The organism is Flavobacterium soyae, from assembly GCF_045348165.1.
GTDB lineage: Bacteria > Bacteroidota > Bacteroidia > Flavobacteriales > Flavobacteriaceae > Flavobacterium > Flavobacterium soyae.
On sequence record NZ_CP150845.1, the window covers coordinates 2,344,477 to 2,362,377 of the forward strand.

15 protein-coding genes are annotated in these 17,901 nt (G+C 34.0%); 1 reads left to right on the forward strand and 14 read right to left on the reverse strand.

Going from position 1 to position 17,901, the window contains the following annotated elements; genetic code table 11:
- Positions 1-27 precede the first annotated feature (27 nt).
- The 10 genes from AABD74_RS10155 to AABD74_RS10200 form a co-directional block, all read right to left on the reverse strand.
- Entirely contained in the window at positions 28-1,155 is a 1,128-nt protein-coding gene (locus AABD74_RS10155) for a sensor protein KdpD (RefSeq protein ID WP_232683059.1), read from the reverse strand.
- 217 nt (positions 1,156-1,372) lie between these two features.
- Complete coding sequence (locus tag AABD74_RS10160) at positions 1,373-2,452, reverse strand: porin (protein WP_406845438.1); 1,080 nt, start codon at positions 2,450-2,452, stop codon at positions 1,373-1,375.
- A gap of 426 nt (positions 2,453-2,878) precedes the next feature.
- Positions 2,879-3,430: a K(+)-transporting ATPase subunit C gene (locus AABD74_RS10165; protein ID WP_232683061.1), complete on the reverse strand. Its 552-nt coding sequence runs from the start codon at positions 3,428-3,430 to the stop codon at positions 2,879-2,881.
- Between the two features lie 94 nt (positions 3,431-3,524).
- Positions 3,525-5,582: a potassium-transporting ATPase subunit KdpB gene (gene kdpB / locus AABD74_RS10170; protein ID WP_232683062.1), complete on the reverse strand. Its 2,058-nt coding sequence runs from the start codon at positions 5,580-5,582 to the stop codon at positions 3,525-3,527.
- A 255-nt stretch (positions 5,583-5,837) separates the two neighbouring features.
- A complete protein-coding gene (gene kdpA / locus AABD74_RS10175) occupies positions 5,838-7,559 on the reverse strand; it encodes a potassium-transporting ATPase subunit KdpA (RefSeq protein ID WP_406845439.1) in 1,722 nt (573 codons plus the stop codon).
- 74 nt (positions 7,560-7,633) lie between these two features.
- Positions 7,634-7,711 carry a K(+)-transporting ATPase subunit F gene (kdpF, locus tag AABD74_RS10180; RefSeq protein WP_081909388.1) on the reverse strand — a complete coding sequence of 26 codons (78 nt, stop codon included), beginning with the start codon at positions 7,709-7,711 and terminating at the stop codon, positions 7,634-7,636.
- A 172-nt stretch (positions 7,712-7,883) separates the two neighbouring features.
- On the reverse strand, positions 7,884-8,165 hold the full coding sequence (locus tag AABD74_RS10185) for a hypothetical protein (protein WP_026730398.1): 282 nt from the start codon (positions 8,163-8,165) through the stop codon (positions 7,884-7,886).
- Between the two features lie 369 nt (positions 8,166-8,534).
- Positions 8,535-9,890, reverse strand: a complete 1,356-nt coding sequence (locus AABD74_RS10190) for a sigma-54 dependent transcriptional regulator (RefSeq protein WP_232683064.1) — start codon at positions 9,888-9,890, stop codon at positions 8,535-8,537.
- A 319-nt stretch (positions 9,891-10,209) separates the two neighbouring features.
- Entirely contained in the window at positions 10,210-10,509 is a 300-nt protein-coding gene (locus tag AABD74_RS10195; RefSeq protein ID WP_406845633.1) for a histidine kinase dimerization/phosphoacceptor domain -containing protein, read from the reverse strand.
- Positions 10,510-10,522: 13 nt separating this feature from the next.
- Positions 10,523-10,819, reverse strand: coding sequence for a hypothetical protein (locus AABD74_RS10200; RefSeq protein WP_406845440.1), 297 nt, complete (start codon positions 10,817-10,819; stop codon positions 10,523-10,525).
- Between the two features lie 348 nt (positions 10,820-11,167).
- Here AABD74_RS10200 and AABD74_RS10205 point away from each other — a divergent pair, with 348 nt between their 5' ends.
- Entirely contained in the window at positions 11,168-12,397 is a 1,230-nt protein-coding gene (locus AABD74_RS10205; RefSeq protein WP_406845441.1) for a hypothetical protein, read from the forward strand.
- 136 nt (positions 12,398-12,533) lie between these two features.
- Here AABD74_RS10205 and AABD74_RS10210 read toward each other — a convergent pair whose 3' ends face one another.
- The 4 genes from AABD74_RS10210 to AABD74_RS10225 form a co-directional block, all read right to left on the reverse strand.
- Positions 12,534-16,073: a M1 family aminopeptidase gene (locus AABD74_RS10210; RefSeq protein ID WP_406845442.1), complete on the reverse strand. Its 3,540-nt coding sequence runs from the start codon at positions 16,071-16,073 to the stop codon at positions 12,534-12,536.
- Between the two features lie 4 nt (positions 16,074-16,077).
- The gene (locus AABD74_RS10215) at positions 16,078-16,962 is read right to left on the reverse strand and encodes an ABC transporter ATP-binding protein (protein ID WP_406845443.1); all 885 of its coding nucleotides are present in this window, start codon (positions 16,960-16,962) and stop codon (positions 16,078-16,080) included.
- A gap of 117 nt (positions 16,963-17,079) precedes the next feature.
- A complete protein-coding gene (locus AABD74_RS10220) occupies positions 17,080-17,286 on the reverse strand; it encodes a helix-turn-helix transcriptional regulator (protein ID WP_012024053.1) in 207 nt (68 codons plus the stop codon).
- A gap of 2 nt (positions 17,287-17,288) precedes the next feature.
- A complete protein-coding gene (locus AABD74_RS10225) occupies positions 17,289-17,804 on the reverse strand; it encodes a DUF2975 domain-containing protein (RefSeq protein WP_232683074.1) in 516 nt (171 codons plus the stop codon).
- Between the last annotated feature and the right edge of the window lie 97 nt (positions 17,805-17,901).

Consider the following 17,901-nt stretch of genomic DNA (forward strand, 5'->3'; position numbering starts at 1 on the left):
ATATAACTTATATGGTTTAAAAATTTTTCATGACAGGATAACAAGATCAACATTTGATAAAGACAGTTTGTTTAACAAGCGTCTGAAAATTGTTGTAGACAAAATTACTTTAAATAAATTCAAATGCGGTTTTCCGATACATACAGTTGTAATTTGTTTTTCTTCGACGGTAATTAAAATCGCATCGGCAATATTTTTGTTTTCTAATTTAATTACTTCTGCGCCTAATTGTACGGCGAGTTTAAAATTATTAATTAAATGTCTCTGTTTGTCTAAAGCAATTTTTGTACTGCTTTCCTGCGGAGTTTCTACATACAAAACATACCAGCTTCCGTTGTAATAACTTGCCAGTCGCGCCGCTTTTCTAATTACAATTTTGGCCGTTTTATCATTACTGCTAATACAGGCCAAAAGTTTCTCATGTCGTAAAGCATGAAGATTCGGAACTTCATTTTCTACTTTTCGAACGACCTGACTCGCTACTTCTTTCAAAGCCAGTTCTCGAAGCTGTAAAATTTGTTCCGATTTAAAAAAGTTCGTTAAAGCCGTCTGAATTTTATCCGGAGTATAAATTTTTCCTTCTTTCAAACGCGCAATCAAATCTTCAGATGTTAAATCGATATTTACGACTTCATCTGCCAATCGTAAAACATTATCAGGAATACGTTCCTGAACATCAATGTTTGTAATACGCTTTACATCTTCATTTAAACTCTCAATATGTTGAATATTTACAGCCGAAATTACATTAATTCCAGCCTCCAGAATTTCTAAAACATCCTGCCAGCGTTTTTCATTTTTGCTTCCTTCAACGTTCGTATGCGCCAATTCATCAACAATAACCACTTCGGGTCTAAGATTGATGATGGCTTGAACATCGAGTTCTTCAAGTTCTTTTCCTTTATAAAAAATAGTCCGTCTCGGAATTATAGGCAGACCTGCTAATAATTCATGAGTCTCCTTTCGCATGTGCGTTTCGATGTAACCAATTTTTACATCAATTCCGTTTTTTAATAACGAATGTGCTTCCTCCAGCATACGAAAAGTTTTGCCTACACCGGCACTCATTCCAATGTAGATTTTAAACTTTCCTTTTCGTGATTTCTGAATTAAATCTAAAAAGTGCTGAGCATTATTTTCTTTTTCTTCTTTCATAGTTTTGCCACGAAGGCGCTAAATCACAAAGTTTTTTATTTTTTTAGCCACAGATTACACAGATTACACGGATTAAAAGGATTATTGCATGCTTTGTGTTGTTTATTTGCCACAAATTACACTAATTTCCACGAATTATATTTAATAAAAATTAGTGAAAATTAGTGTAATTCGCGGCAGAAAAAAAATCCTTTAATCTGCAGCAGGAAATATTTTTCTAAAAAGAAATCGCCAGCGAAGTCGTTACAAATGTATTTGTATCCGTTGGAAGATTATCTTTATTTGTGAAGATTTCATCTTTACTAGAAAGATTTCTGGCTTCAATTCTAAACATAACATTATCAGTAACTAAGTAATCAAAGTTAGCTGAAAATCCATAAGTTTTAAAACCATTTGGAGTTTCTGTTGCGATAATTACACCTTTTTCATCACTATAATATTCACCGCGTGCCGCAAGCTGAATTTTATCTGTTGGTTTGTATTGCAGAATCAAAACGGGTGAAAACCAAGTATCATATTTATTACTGCTTTTAGCCGATTGCTGGGATCCAACATCAAAACCGGCCGTAACATTTGTTTTCTCTGTTACTTTAAACTGCCCATAAAAGTTATTAAAATAACGCCATTTTTTGTTAATATCCGGCTGTTCATTTCCAACATAAGTACTCCAGTTCAAAACCACTTTATCTGATGGTTTGTACGTAACCTGAGTTCCAAAAGCAGGCGTCTGATTTCCTTCTGCTTTCTCAATTCTCTGCCAGCCATTTAAGTACATACCAGCCAAATACCATGCTCCAGATTCAGAAGTATAACCAATTTTAACTCCCGTTTCATAATAAGGAGAATTCTCAGCCAGAATACTTCTCGTTAAAGTCTGGCAGTCTTTTCCAATTGCACTTTCAAAACCAATATGCGAAGGCATAATTCCGGCATCAATCCATAAATTATGGTTTTTCGAAATCTTTACCCCAACATTTGCTTCATAAACATTTTTCAATAAACCTTGCTCGGCAGCCATATTATATTCAGCATAAGTTCCGGCCATTAAAGCAAAATTTCCACGAATATTTTCTTTCGAATAATTCACTTTTGCCATACCTAAATTTAGGTTTACCTCGTTGCTTTTATTGTAACTGTAAAAAAATCCCGGGCGTGTATGATCTTCCGGTTTTGCAAAATCATAACTATAATAAGCATCTACATATCCTGAAAACGTAAACGGACTTTTTGATTCTTCTTGTGCATGTAAATTGCTAAAACCAAAAGCGATTAAAGCAGTAAGTATTATTTTTTTCATTTTTGTGGTATTCTATTATTTATTAGTAGATTTTTTAGGAGCTAATCCCGCTATCCGTTTCAATCTTTTTCTGGCTAAAGGAGCCAGAAAAAGGATTTCCACTACTATCGGGGCTAGGGCATTTGGGGTAAAAAGGCGTTTTGTTTCCTGCAAGGTTTTCAAAACCTTGTAGGTATTTAATTTTAAGTTTTACGTTCTGTTTGTCATTTCGACGAAGGAGAAATCACACTAGAAATTCCGCACAGTTAATCGCCAATCTTTGTCGAATTACTAGTGTGATTTCTCCTTCGTCGAAATGACAAGAATGCGCATAGAACAAGAATGAAAATTCGTATCAACTAGTCTATCATACCTGCAAGGTTTTTAAAACCTTGCAGGAGAAAAACTTAGAATCTCAGTATCTTAGAACCTTAGCATCTTAGAGTCTTAGCGAAGCTGATCCAGCGCCACATTCAATTCCAAAACATTAACCGTTTCAGGTCCAACAACAGCGGTATTAATTTTAGATTCAACCAAAGCTTTTACTTTGGTTTCATCCAGTTTTCTTTCTTTAGCGATTCGTTTTACCTGAATCAAAGCACCTTGAGGAGAAATATTTGGATCTAAACCACTTCCTGAAGCTGTAACCATATCAGATGGAATTTCAGATTTTTTCAAGTAAGGATGAACTACTAAAAAAGTATCAATTCTTTTTTGAACTAAAGCCAAATAATCGGCGTTACTTGGGCCTTTGTTACTTCCGGCACTTCCTGCAGCATTGTAATCAACAGCCGAAGGTCTTCCCCAGAAATAATTCGACTTATCGAATTTTTGACCAATTTTTTGATAACCAACAACTTTTCCGTTAACCGAAATAGTTTCTCCTTTTCCTTGATTTGGAGCCAGTTGTGCAATTCCGTAAATTGCTAAAGGATAAATCACTGCAAATAAGATTAAAGTAAGCAGTGTAAGTTTTAATAGTGAAAATATAGTTTTCATTTTTTTTATTTTTAGAGGTTCTAAGGAGCTAAGGTTCTAAGGGACTAAGAAAAAACTTAGCACCTTAGTATCTCAGAACCTTAGTAACTTTTATTTACATAAATAAGGCAACCAGTAAATCAATAACTTTAATTCCGATAAATGGGACAATCAATCCGCCAAGACCATAAATCAAAAGGTTCCTTTTTAAGATGGCACTTGCTCCAATTGGACGATAATCAACACCTTTCAGCGCAAGCGGAATCAAAATTGGAATGATAATCGCATTGAAAATTACAGCTGATAAAATTGCACTTTCTGGACTGTGTAAGCGCATAATATTTAAACCTTGCAAAGCAGGAATTGCTGTAATGAAAAGTGCCGGAACGATTGCAAAATATTTAGCAACGTCATTAGCGATTGAGAACGTAGTTAATGTTCCACGAGTCATTAAAAGCTGTTTTCCAATTTCAACAATTTCAATTAATTTTGTTGGATCATTGTCTAGATCGACCATGTTTCCTGCTTCTTTTGCAGCCTGCGTTCCGCTGTTCATGGCAACTCCAACATTTGCCTGAGCCAAAGCCGGAGCATCATTTGTTCCGTCACCCATCATGGCAACCAGTCTTCCCTCGGCCTGTTCTTTTCTAATGTAATTCATTTTATCCTCAGGTTTAGCTTCGGCAATAAAATCATCAACACCAGCTGCTTCGGCAATAAATTTAGCCGTAAGCGGATTATCTCCTGTTACCATTACCGTTTTGATTCCCATTCTGCGTAAGCGTTCAAAACGTTCTTTCATTCCGGTTTTTATAATATCCTGAAGTTCGATAACACCTTGAACTACATTATCTTTAATGACAACCAGCGGAGTTCCTCCATTAGATGAAATCGTAATCACCTGCTGTGCAGTATCTTCGGGAAAAGCATTTCCTGCCTGCTGCGCAATATTCTTAGCCGCATCCTGCGCGCCTTTTCTAATATTAGTTCCGTCTTTTAATACAACTCCAGAAGTTCTGGTTTCGGCAGTAAATTTGATCGTATGTGAAATGTTATCTGTGAAATGTGAGATGTCATCCTGCATTTTACCATTTAGGTTGATCGTTTTACTCAACTCAATAATACTTTTCCCTTCCGGAGTATCATCTGCAAGCGAACTCAACACAGCAGATTTAATAAAATCATCTAAAGAGATTCCTTTTGTTGGATAAAAATTAGTTGCTTTTCTGTTTCCAATTGTAATTGTTCCTGTTTTATCTAAAAGCAGTACATCAATATCTCCAGCAGTTTCAACCGCTTTACCCGATTTTGTAATTACGTTAGCTCGTAAAGCTCTGTCCATTCCCGCAATACCAATTGCAGAAAGCAGCCCTCCAATAGTAGTTGGAATTAAACATACAAACAAAGCAATGAAAGCCGCAATCGTGATGGGTGCATTTGCATAGTCGGCAAACGGTTTTAGCGTAACGCACACAATCACGAAGATTAAAGTAAATGCGGCTAATAAAATGGTTAAGGCAATTTCGTTTGGTGTTTTCTGACGGCTCGCACCTTCAACCAAAGCAATCATTTTATCTAAAAAACTTTCGCCAGGTTCAGAAGTTACTTTTACTTTAATTTTATCAGATAATACTTTTGTCCCTCCGGTTACAGATGATTTATCTCCGCCGGCTTCCCGGATTACAGGAGCACTTTCTCCAGTAATGGCACTTTCGTCGATAGTAGCCAGACCTTCGATAATTTCACCATCGGCAGCAATTAAATCACCGGCTTCACAAACGAAAATATCGTCTTTTTTTAATGCCGAAGAGCTAATGTTTTTAATTTCTCCGTTTGGCAAAATTTGTCTAGCAGGAGTTTCTTCTCTTGTTTTTCGTAAACTGTCGGCTTGTGCTTTTCCTCTTGCTTCGGCAATTGCTTCGGCGAAATTGGCAAATAAAAGTGTTGCCAATAAAATTAAAAATACAATTAGGTTATAAGTAAAACTACCCTGATCATTTGCTCCCATTAATATGGATATACAAACGGCAAACATAATGGCAGTTCCAATTTCTACGGTAAACATTACCGGATTTTTGATCATCAATTTTGGATTAAGCTTCACAAAAGACTGCGCTAAGGCTTCTTTTACTTGCTTACTTTCAAACAATGATGTGGATTTATTAGTTGTCATTTTCTTGTAAAAAGTTAAATGTTATTTGTTAAATGTTATGCCCTAAAAAACACATAGATTATAGAACATAGCCAGGCGGTTTCAACCGTTGGGACGCAGTGTATATCGCAATCTGTCTCTCCGCAATCCGTTTCCCGTGGTTGAAACCACGGGCTATATTGAATTGCCTAACTATGTGTGAAAACGAGTTTTCTTTTATTCTTTTTTTATAGATTTAAATTCTATGTTTCGATGTGTTTAAAATATCCAGCATTTTTATTTTAGTGTAAAATATTCCGCTAAAGGACCAAGTGCCAACGCTGGGAAGAATGATAAAGCAGCGATAATTGCGATTACAGCAAAAGTCATGATTCCGAAAATTGATGTATCAGTTTTTAAAGTTCCTGCACTCTCTGGAATGTATTTTTTACCTGCCAGTAAACCTGCAATTGCCAATGGACCAATAATTGGAATGAAACGGCTTAACAGTAACACAATTCCTGTAGTAATATTCCAAAACGGATTATTATCTCCCAGACCTTCAAAACCAGAACCATTATTGGCCGCACTTGAAGTGTATTCGTATAACATTTCTGAAAATCCGTGATTACCGGGATTATTTAACCAGCCTGTTGCGTTTCCGTTGAACCAATAACCCATTGCAGTATCATGTGCAGCAAAATAAGAAGCTAAAGCTGTTCCGGATAATATTAATAATGGGTGAAGAATGGCAATAAAAGCGGCAATTTTAACTTCCCTGGCTTCGATTTTCTTCCCTAAAAACTCAGGAGTTCGGCCTACCATTAATCCAGAGATAAATACAGCCAGAATAATGAAAATGTAATAGTTTAAAACACCAACCCCACATCCGCCGTAATAGGCATTCACCATCATAGATAATAATTGCATAGCACCAGAAATGGGCATTGAACTATCGTGCATACTGTTTACAGAACCTGTAGAAATTACCGTTGTAGCAATACTCCAGAAACCTGACATTGCGGGTCCAAACCGAACTTCTTTTCCTTCCATCGCTCCAGTTGTCTGTGCGATACCCATTTTTTCGATAGCAGGATTTCCGTTGATTTCGCTTATAACTGTTGGAACTACCAAGAATAAAAATCCAACGGTCATTACCCCAAAAATAATATTAGAAAGTTTTCTTTTGTTTAGGAAAAAACCAAGAGCAAAAATCATCGCAAACGGAATAATCATCTGTGCCCAAAGCTCAACTTGATTAGTAAAATAAGTTGGATTTTCTAATGGATGCGCTGAATTGGCTCCAAAAAATCCACCACCGTTTGTACCAATATGTTTGATAGCAATAAATGCAGCAGCAGGTCCGCGAGAAACTTCTACATGATCGCCTTGTAAAGTTGTAATAGCATCTTTACCTTCAAAAGTCATTGGAGTACCACTGAAAACTAATATAATAGCTACAACTGCTGAAAGCGGTAATAAAACACGAGTACAGCTTTTGATGAAATAATTGTAAAAATTACCTAATTGCTCTGTCGTTCTTTCTTTCATTGCGGTAAAAATCATTGCGGCAGCAGCCATTCCGATACCAGCAGAAACAAATTGAAGGAACATCAGGAGGATTTGTGAAAGGTAAGAAACCCCGCTTTCGCCTGAATAATGCTGTAAGTTACAATTGACTAAAAATGAAATAGCTGTATTAAATGCCAGATCAGGTGTCATAGATGGGTTGTTATCCGGGTTAAGTGGCAAAGAACCCTGAAATAATAAGACAAAAAAGCAAAGAAAGAACCAAACCATATTAATACTTAAAAGTGCTTTTAAGTGTTGTTTCCAGTTCATTTCTTCGGCAGGATTTATACCACTGATTTTAAAGATAAATTTTTCAATTGGATTGAAAATCGGGTCAAGAAGTGTTTTATCTCCCAAATAAACTTTAGCAATATATTTTCCTAAAGGGATTGCTAAAATAATAGTTAGGATAAAAATACCAATGACGCCTAATAATTCTGTGTTCATATATTTAATATTAGATTGTTGATTTTAGATTTTAGATTTCTTTGAGACAATCTTAAATTCTAAAAATTCATATTTTAAAATTTTTCGGGTTTGATTAATACATAAACCAAATACACGAAAACGGCGATTGAAATAATAAATAGTGCGGTCATGATTTAGATTTTTTCAAAAAATTCAACAGAGAGAAAACAAATTGCAAACAGTAAAACTGCCAGTGCGAGTAAAAGAAAAGTGACCATAGGATGATTATTTTAGATTGTAGACTTTAGATTTTAGATTTTAGATTTTAGATTTTTCCGATTAAACAGTTAACCAATTGAACTTTTATACACCCGAAGCATTGACCTGCTTGATATATTCTGCTTTAAGCGTTTGTGGAAAAAGATGTGAAATATTGCAGTGACGTACTTCCATAAAAGAAGAAACCGAAAAAACATACACATTAGAAATGGCATTTTTAGTTTCGATGCTTCCGGTTATAAACAAACGTTCAGCAAGAGCCAGACATTTCTTAGCTCTCACGATATTGCCGGAAATAATCGATTTTTTAGTGATTTCGGCAAATCGCTCCGCTTGTTTGTAGATTGAGGTAACTTGATTTTTCATTTGAAATGAATTTTTAATGTTCTCTCTCCTTATGCCAAAATATGTTCCGAAAAAAAGAAGTTATAGGTAAAGTGCTGTCAATAAAAGGAATGTAGTTTTATGCTAAAAATCGGGCATAAAAAAAGCCTATCATTTTGATAAGCTTTTCTCGTTTTGATATGTTATTTTCAAGTTCCGGCGAAATGTTATGTTTATAGAAAACAACAAGCACAGATATTAGAGTCCCACCGGGGTAACATATTTTTGGATTGTGTAAGTGTCGCTCCGCTGGAGTTTTTTATTAATGGTAATGGGAATCTATAAATATTACGTTTCTCCAAAGCTTTGAAAATTGATGCTGAAGTTTGTCATTGCTATTACCATTGGAATTTAAATTTTGGAATTTTCAATTCCATATTCTTCCAGCTTTCTATACAAAGTCGCAATTCCAATTTCTAATAATCTTGCCGTTTCAGCTTTATTTCCTTTAGTATAATTTAAAACCTTTTGTATATGGAGTTTTTCAATACTCTGCATGGAGAAAGCTGACATTGGTTTAGTACTTTTTTCAGTTTGATGCTGGATTTCGTAAGGCAGAACATCCGAAGTTAAAGTATTGCCATTACTCAAAATAACCGATCTTTCGATGATATTTTTAAGTTCGCGGATATTTCCCGGCCAGGAATAATTTTCTAGTTTCTGTAGAAAATCATCAGCGATATGTAATGTTTTTTTATTTGTTTTTTCAGAAAACTGCTTAACAAAATGATGAGTCAATACCGAAATATCTTTGATTCTTTCTCTTAAAGAAGGCAGTTTAATTTCGAAGATATTCAAACGGAAATACAAATCAGAGCGGAAACGATGTTCATCACTTTCTGTTTTTAAATCCCGATTTGTAGCGGCTATTAATCTGAAATTTGATTTTTTTGGAGTGGTATCGCCAACCGGAATATATTCGCTGGTTTCTAAAACCCTCAATAGTTTGGCTTGCAGGTCAATTGGCATTTCGCCAATTTCATCCAGAAACAAAGTACCGCCGTTTGCTTCTTCAATAAAGCCTTTTTTATCTTTTAAAGCTCCGGTAAAAGCTCCTTGTTTGTGACCAAAGAGTTCGCTTTCCAGAATTTCTTTACTAAATGTACTGCAGTTTAAAGCCACAAATGATTTTCCTGCACGATTGCTGTTTTCATGAATTGCCTGTGCAAAAACTTCTTTTCCGGTTCCGGTTTCTCCGGTAAGCAAAACAGTCGAATCTGTTTTGGCTACTTTTTGCGCGAGATCAATAACCTGTTCAATTCCTTTCGACTTCCCTATAATGGTACTAAAAGAGTATTTGTCGCTGATACGTTTTTCGAGCTGCTGTACTTTCTTTTGCAAATGTACTTTTTCAACTGCTTTATAAAGAAGCGGGATAATTTTATCGTTATCGTCGCCTTTTACAATATAATCAAAAGCACCATTTTTCATTGCCTGAACGCCATCCGGAATATTCCCGAAAGCAGTCAGCAGAATAACTTCTGTCAGCGGAAAACTTCCTTTTATATTTTGAAGAAAATCAACGCCGTTTCCGTCCGGCAGTTTGACATCACATAAAACGACATCAATATCCGTCTGTTCTAATTTTTTAAAACCCGATTTTAAATCCTTGGCTTCGATAACTTCAAACCCTTCTGATTTTATAATACGCGCCAGCAGACTTCTAAGTTTTTCTTCGTCGTCTATAATTAAAATTTTGTGTGTCATTTGCAGATAAACTAAAACCGAATTGGTGTTTTGATGTACAAATTTAGGTTTTAAATCACTTTCCTTTTTTGATTCAGCGGAAATTCTTGCGAAAATTCGATTTTTAAAATCATTCCGTTATTATTTTTCATTGTTAATTTTCCGTCAAGATCATCTGTTAAGCCGTATTATTAAGCTCATTACGAAAGAGTTTGCTTTTATTGCTGAGGTTAGTGTCAAAACCAATGCCGTTGTCTGAAATTGTCAATAAATATTGATTTTCAGCTTTGGTTTCAAGCGTTATATAAATCATTCCTGTTCGATCTTCGGGAAAAACATATTAGATAGAGTTCGTAATGGCTTCGTTCAAAATCAATCCAAGCGGAACGGCATGTGCAACATCTAATTCCAGCGGATCAATTTTTACATCAAAATGAATCCTCTGTTCAAGCGAAAAAGATTCTCGTAAATATTCGACTAATTCCTTAATATAATTCGGCATATTAATCGTCGAAATATTCTCAGAATTGTACAGTTTCTGATGAATCAATGACATAGAATGTATTCTGTGCGGACTGTTTTTAATTGCAGATAAAGCCATATCATTTTCCAAATAAGCCGATTGCGAGTTTGGCGAGATTTCGCTGTTTCAATCAGTATCGGTTATACAATAATCCAATTGTAATTAGTAATAAAACTAAACTCCAGATCGACACACTATTTATAAGTTTCGATTTTTGTAATTCACTCTCCTGAAGTTTAGATTGATTATTTAAGAGATTGATTTTTTCTTCTTTATTTTGAGTTTCATATTGAATTTTTAACTCTTCAATTTGTTTGTTTTTCGAAATATTATAAAGAGAATCATTCAGTTTTTTAAAGATTTTATAATTGGCAAGGGCAGAACGAAAATCACCTTTTAAAGAATCAATTCGATACAAGGACGTCATTAAAGTTTAAGAGTTGAAACTTTTGTCATATTTATTAGAAAGTGCTAAAACTTTATTAGAGTAATAAGTAGCTTTTTCGAGATTTTTTCTTCCAGCATAAAAAGCAGCAATCGCATAATTTCCTTTTGCGAAGCATTAATTGTAAAGGATTTCTTTCTTTTTTATCTTAATCAGACTTATTATATTTCGTTAAATATGTTTACTGTGTTGAAATATCATTCTTTTTGTTATTAAAATCTGTTTTATCAGCGTTTTCACAAAGTGAATCCGTTTTATCCGTGTGCAATTATTACACTCAAAACTTATCAATTATCTTGTATCTTTAAAACCTCTAATTCTAACCTTAAAATGAAAGTACCACATTCACAAATAAAACCATTTTTATTGACTTTCGTTCTCCTGATTAATTCAGCATTTTTTTGTTTTGGAAATGATTATACTACTAAAACAGATTCTACAAAAACGAAAATTATTTCCTTTAAAATCAAATTAAAATCAGACAATAAAGTCAAATTAAAACCAGCTCCTTTAAAGTTCAACAAACATTTCGCCTATAGTTTTACGCTCGATGATGGGTATCGATCGGCTTACTTAACAGCATTTCCGTTACTGAATGGAGGAAAAATCAGTAGTCCAGATAAAAATGAATGGAAAATTGACCAGGGCGGAGACGGAACAATATCAAAAGGTCTTTTTTATTCGGACGGATTTGGAAATAAAATTCCGTTTAAATTGGCTTTGGCTGTTAACGGCGGTTTAATTCACGATTTACCAGTAAATCGCGGACGTCTTTCGTGGCCGGAAATTAAAGAAATGTACAATGCCGGCTGGGATATTTTGAATCACGGTTTTCACCATGCAACAAAACACGGCACAAATTATTTGACAGAAGTAACCGAAAATACAGCTTCGATACAACAAAATCTTGATTTTACAATGTCGCATTTTGTGGTTCCCGGTGGAGAAGGTGACGCAGGTTATCATTTAGAATATGAAAAAGACGCACTTGCAAATGGCTCTTTTTCAGTTGCATCTTCTGGCGTTGGACCCGTTTTTAATGTTAATTCAAAAGTAAATTTAGATAAAATGATTACGTCCAGAACTTTTGTGCAAAGCTCAAAAGATACTACCAGTTTTAAAACGATGGATCGTTATTTGAAAATAGTAGATTCGATAGTAAAACAGCCAAATCCGGTTTGGTTTAACGAATTTACACACGGAACAGGAAACACAAATTTGTGGAATTTAAGCATGTGTTTTCCTGATTTTAAATATTACATGACAACGCTTGCTAATAAATATGGCACAAAAGGAAACGATTCAATCTGGATGGCGCCATGGCAGGAAGTTTACGAATATATTTGGTTAAGAGACAGGATTAAAGTCGATTACAAACAAAAAAATAAAGAAATAGAAGTTACAATTGAACTGCCGGAAATTCCAGAAAACTTTCGATACAGAGATATTTCATTAGCAGTTGATACTTCTTCAAAATTTGAAATCGAATCGAATAAAGATTTAAACATTAAAGATGACGGAAAAACAACTCACAAACAGATTTTTATTCAGTTGGAGTAAAAGTTTTTTGCCACAGATTAAAAGGATTAGAAGGATTATTTATTTTCAGGATAAACTTTAGCGCAAGCAAAAAAATCATTTTAATCCTTTTAATCTGTGGCAAAAAAAATAATTCGTGGAATTTGTGGCAAAAAAACTAGTCAATTTCCTTTTCGTTGTCCTTTATAAAAGTATCAATATTCATTAAATATGGATCAATAACAATGCGTTGAGGTTTCGTTTTTAGTTTAATTTTGTCCTCAATTTTATTGTTTTTGATATCAAAAGGATAAAGAGACAACTTTCCGTTTTCATCATAAATACCAATATATATAGTGGCATCGTTTGCAATTTGTTTTCGTTCTCCAGTTGCATTTTCTCTGAATTTTTCAGAAACCGCTTTAAAAGAAACCTCATAAAAACCATTTTGTTTAATACTTGAAACCGATTCTATTTTTGACGAATACGTAATAATCTGCTTAAACATTTCATTTAATTTAGCATGCAGTTTTTGATCTGTCACAGCATAAATCTCTTTTAGTAAATCTTCAGAATCAGGAAACGGGTTTGGATATTTATAATGATTGAGAAAATTTTTCAAAGCCAGGTTTACTTTTTCTTCACCAATTAAAATTCTAAGCTGATGCATAACCAGCATTCCTTTGTCATAAGGCAAATGCGGCGTATCGTAATTGGTTTTATACAAAGATGTTTCAGGATCATAACTTCGGCTGCTCAAATATAAATCGAGATGAATTTTTAAAGTTTCGAGCGTTTTTTCCAAACCATGTTCTTTTTCATAAAGCATCAGCTCCGTGTATTGCGCCAATGTTTCGGTCAAAATCCAGCTTCCTTCTTTTTGTTCCGGGCTTATTTGTGAATTTCCCCACCATTCGTGCGACAATTCATGAGCCGTTAATTGATTAATAACATCTTCTTTATCCTTATTTTTGAGATCACTATAGAATCCAAAATTCTCTTTCATAAAAACTGTTGACGGATATGAAGTTGCTGCAAATCCATCGGCGAAAGCAGAAACTTCGGCATAACGAATCGTTTTATACGGATATTTACCAAAATTACCTTGGCAATAATCTAAAGTGTTTTTTACATCCTGAATTAGCTTCTTGATGTTTCTGGAATGTCTTTTATCATAAAAAACTTCAATAGAAATGCCTTTATAATTCGTTTTTTGGATTTGATATTCGGCAGAAGAAAAAGCAAATCGAAACGGAATCCTGCCATTAGATTTATAATGAAAATAATTTCGGTTGTCTTTTTTCCATTTCCCAACTAAATCTCCAACACCAATCGCGGTTTGATTTTTAGAAGTCGAAACCACAGCATCATAATCAACAAAATCATATCTAATTTCCGATTTATCTTCCAGTTTTTTAAGAGGCGTCTGTGGTTTTAAATGTCTTTTTGCCCGCTCTTTTTTATTGCTGATTTCATTCGATTCCTGATAACCAAAAAGTGGAAAGTAACGGCTTATTCGCATAAAAGAACCTTTTTCGATTATAGAATTAAAGGCAGTATGTCCTTTAAACGGCGACCAGGAAGACTCAAAAGAGAAACTCATTTTCATTTTCTGCTTCGGCTTCAAAGGCTTTTCCAATCGATACCAATAATGATGAAATACGGTAACATCATCCAGATTTTTCGAATTCGGAATTTCAACAGAAGTCAGTTTTGAATTTCGATCTATATATAGGAGTAAACTATCAATTGGTTTTTCAGAATTATTGATCAATTCATAAATGCCTTTTACTTCATAGCGATTTTCCTCAGGAAATAAATCGACTTTACTTTTTACAGAAACAATCGTAGGTTGCTCAAGATTGGTATATTTTTTAAATTGAGTTTCATATTTTTCGCTCCAGTTATTTTGATCTTCTTCGGTCAAATATGGATATTCAATATTCGTTTTATAAAAAAGATAACTTCCAAAACCAATAAAAAGAATAATTCCCAATGCAAAAGTTGCTTTTTGAACGGCATTGCAGGAATTTCTTCGAAAGGTTTTTAGGATTGAAGCGTTTCTTTTCCACAAAATTCCAGTCAAAGTAAGAAGCAGTAAAGCCAATCCGAAATTGTACAACATCATAATATGAAAAGGAAAAGTGTATTTTCCGAAACCATTCAAATCAAAATATTCAGTTTTAAAAGCATTTCCAAATCGCAGTAAAGGATGCGAAATTCCTAATTGTTCTCCAATTCCGGTACAAAACAAAATAGAGACAAAAGCAGCAGATGAAAGTCCGATATATTTGTTTTTAATAAAAGTCTGAATCGCAATTACCAAAATAGAGATCAGCAGCAACGGAAATCCGAGATAATAAAACAAAGAAAGATAAAGACCAATTTCTATTGGAGCATTGGCATTTGCAATCTGAAAGGCGCATCCAATCAAAATACTAATGCTGATAATGATTAACGGAATTATAAAAAGCGCTGTTAATTTAGATAGTAAAACTACAAATTGAGAATACGGCGCCGTGTTTTCGAGCATTTCAAATTTTGAATTTTCGCTTCGGTTTAATAATTCACTGCTGTAAAAAAGGAGAATTAAGATCAGAATAAAAGGCAGACGATCCATTATAGTGGAAATCATTAAAGCCGTATCCGTAATTTTTTCTGCTAGTCGGATTCCGCCGTCAATTTCATCCGAAATCTCAATCATTAATAATCCCGAAAGTAAAAGAACAATCAATAAAAACGGAATTCCTTTTAAAACTAAAAAAATATCCATTTTGATATTGCTTTTAAAAATAACAAAATTATGCCTGAAAGTTTTGTACTCGATGCTTTTTGGAATTTCCGAAGAAAGGACTTTCACTTCTTTTGAAACAATTTTAGGCGTTTTTATCTTTTTAGTTTTTGTTTTTCGGAAAGAAAACAAGCGATAGGAAATAAAAAGCAAAGACAGGGAAACCAAAATCCATAACAATCGGTTAAATAAAAAGTTCCCCGAAAGAGAAACCAATTCGGTATTTTTTTCAATTGAAGTCCAATATCGCGTTTGTTCTAAAAACGCCGCTAAACCAAACGGATCTATTTTTGCTGCCAAAGACATGGCTTTCGCCGAAGATGGAGAAGCATTTGCAAATAGGGGTGAATTAGAAAAAATCGAACCCGCTATATATAAGATGTAAATTAATAAACCGCCAACATAAATGAAGAGTTTGCTTTGCGTAAGCCAGGCCAAAGCGGTCAATATCGAAAGGCACAGTAAAATATTCGGGATCACAATTACAAGATATGGCCAGACATAATTTATAATTTCAAAAGGCCCAATTTCGCTTTTAGAAAGCCACAACATTTGATGCCCTGCGATCATTCCTATAATAAACATTCCAAAAGAAACTACGGCGATTGCAAACGCGGTAATAAATTTAGGTGCCAAAAAATGAAACTTAGAAATAGGAGAGGAGAAAATAATGGAATCGAATTTCGTTTCATATTCCTTTAAAAAGCTTTGCGCAACCTGAAGTGTAATCGAAAAAATAGTCATTAACGAAATCAGGCCAATCGCATACGTAAGCACATACGGACTATTTTTGTAAGCACCCGAAAAAGAGAAATTGGCAAAAGCGCTCACAAAAAATCCTAAAACCAAATAAATGATAAATGTGGCATAAAAAGCCCAGCTTCTGGTATTGTTATGCCATTCAAATTGAATTAATTTAGAAAGCATAACACTAATTTTTAAATTGATTTTGAGTTAAAACACTAAAATAAACATCGCTTAAATCTGGCGATATCAATTCGAAGCCAGAATCTGGCCGCCCATCTGAGAAAACATGAATGTTGATTTTCCCTGAATTTAAGTTGGACGAAATAATATTAAAGTTCAATTGATGATCCTTAAGTTCTGCTTTTTCAATCGTCTTCATCCAGATTTTATCTTTCAAAGAATCGATCGCTTCATTTGGTTTTCCTTCCAAAATCAATTTTCCGTTAGAGATAATTGCCATTTTTGGACATAAATCGCGAACGTCTTCTACAATATGTGTCGATAAAACCACAATAATGCTTTCGCCAATTTCACTTAATAAATTATTAAATCGGTTTCTTTCTTCTGGATCAAGTCCTGCAGTTGGTTCATCCACAATGATAATTTTCGGATTTCCAAGTAAAGCCTGAGCAATTCCAAATCGCTGACGCATTCCGCCAGAAAAAGAATGAACCGCTTTATCCTTATGCTGTAATAAATTAGTCTGCTGTAATAAATATAAAATTTGATCGTGACGTTCCTTTTTATCAACGATTCTTTTTAAAACTGCCAGATGATCGAGCAGGCGATAAGCAGAAATTTTAGGATAAACACCAAATTCCTGTGGCAGATAACCCAGATTTTGCCTGATAAACATTGGGTTTTCCAGAATATTAATTCCGTTAAACTCAATAATTCCCGAAGTTGGTTCCTGCAAAGCGGCAATAGTTCGCATTAAAGTCGACTTTCCGGCTCCGTTTGGACCTAATAAACCAAACATTCCGTTTGTAATTTCAAGCGATAAATGGTCAATCGCTTTTGTACCGTTCTCATACGTTTTGCTGAGATTTTGGATTGATAAACTGTTCATTTTTTGATTGATTTAGATGATTGAATTAAACTACGATTTGAAAAATTTAGGCAATAGAATACCTGTCGGCTTCAAAAACCGATTTTTTATGATAAAGAAATAAGATTTAAAAGAAAGCTATTCTGCTACATACTCTAAAATATCGCCAGGCTGACAATCCAATATTTTACAAATAGCTTCGAGAGTATCAAACCTGATTCCTTTTGCTTTTCCAGTTTTTAGAATCGATAAATTGGCAGGCGTAATATCTAGTTTTTCTGCCAACTCTTTACTCTGCATCTTGCGTTTGGCAAGCATTACATCAACATTTACAATTATTGGCATAGTTATATAAATAAGTCTTGTTCGTTCTGAAGGTTTAAACCTTGCTTAAAAATAGCTGCTAAAAAATAAGCAAAAGATCCAAGCATTCCATGTAGTATAATAAAAAGCCAAACTTCATTATCCAGCGAAACAAAGAAGAAAGCAATAAATAATACAATACCCGGAATTAATAAATTCGATAAATAGAAACGCCTTAAATGAGAAACCCCGTAAGGAGTAAATAATTTAGGCTGAAAAAATACTTTAAAAACATTACTGCTCAATAAAAAGAAAAGTCCGTACAAACTCAAAGGAGCCAAAAAATCAAAAAGAATATACGGCAGGTTGTAATCACCAAGCATTAAAGGATGAGAAGTAAAAGGATAACAAACCTGAAAATATTTTCCATTGTCTTTAAATGTCAAAAATAATCCCGTTACCAAAGTAAAAACAGAATATGAGGCTAAAAAGAAATAAACAACCGACAAAAATCGGGTAAAGTAAAATAATATTCTGGATACAATATGAGTTGTTTTCATATATTTAAAAATTAAATTGATATTGCAAATGTATAATTAATTATCGTAAAACAATAATTAATTATTAAAAATTACAAATTTGAAGAGTTTTTAGAAT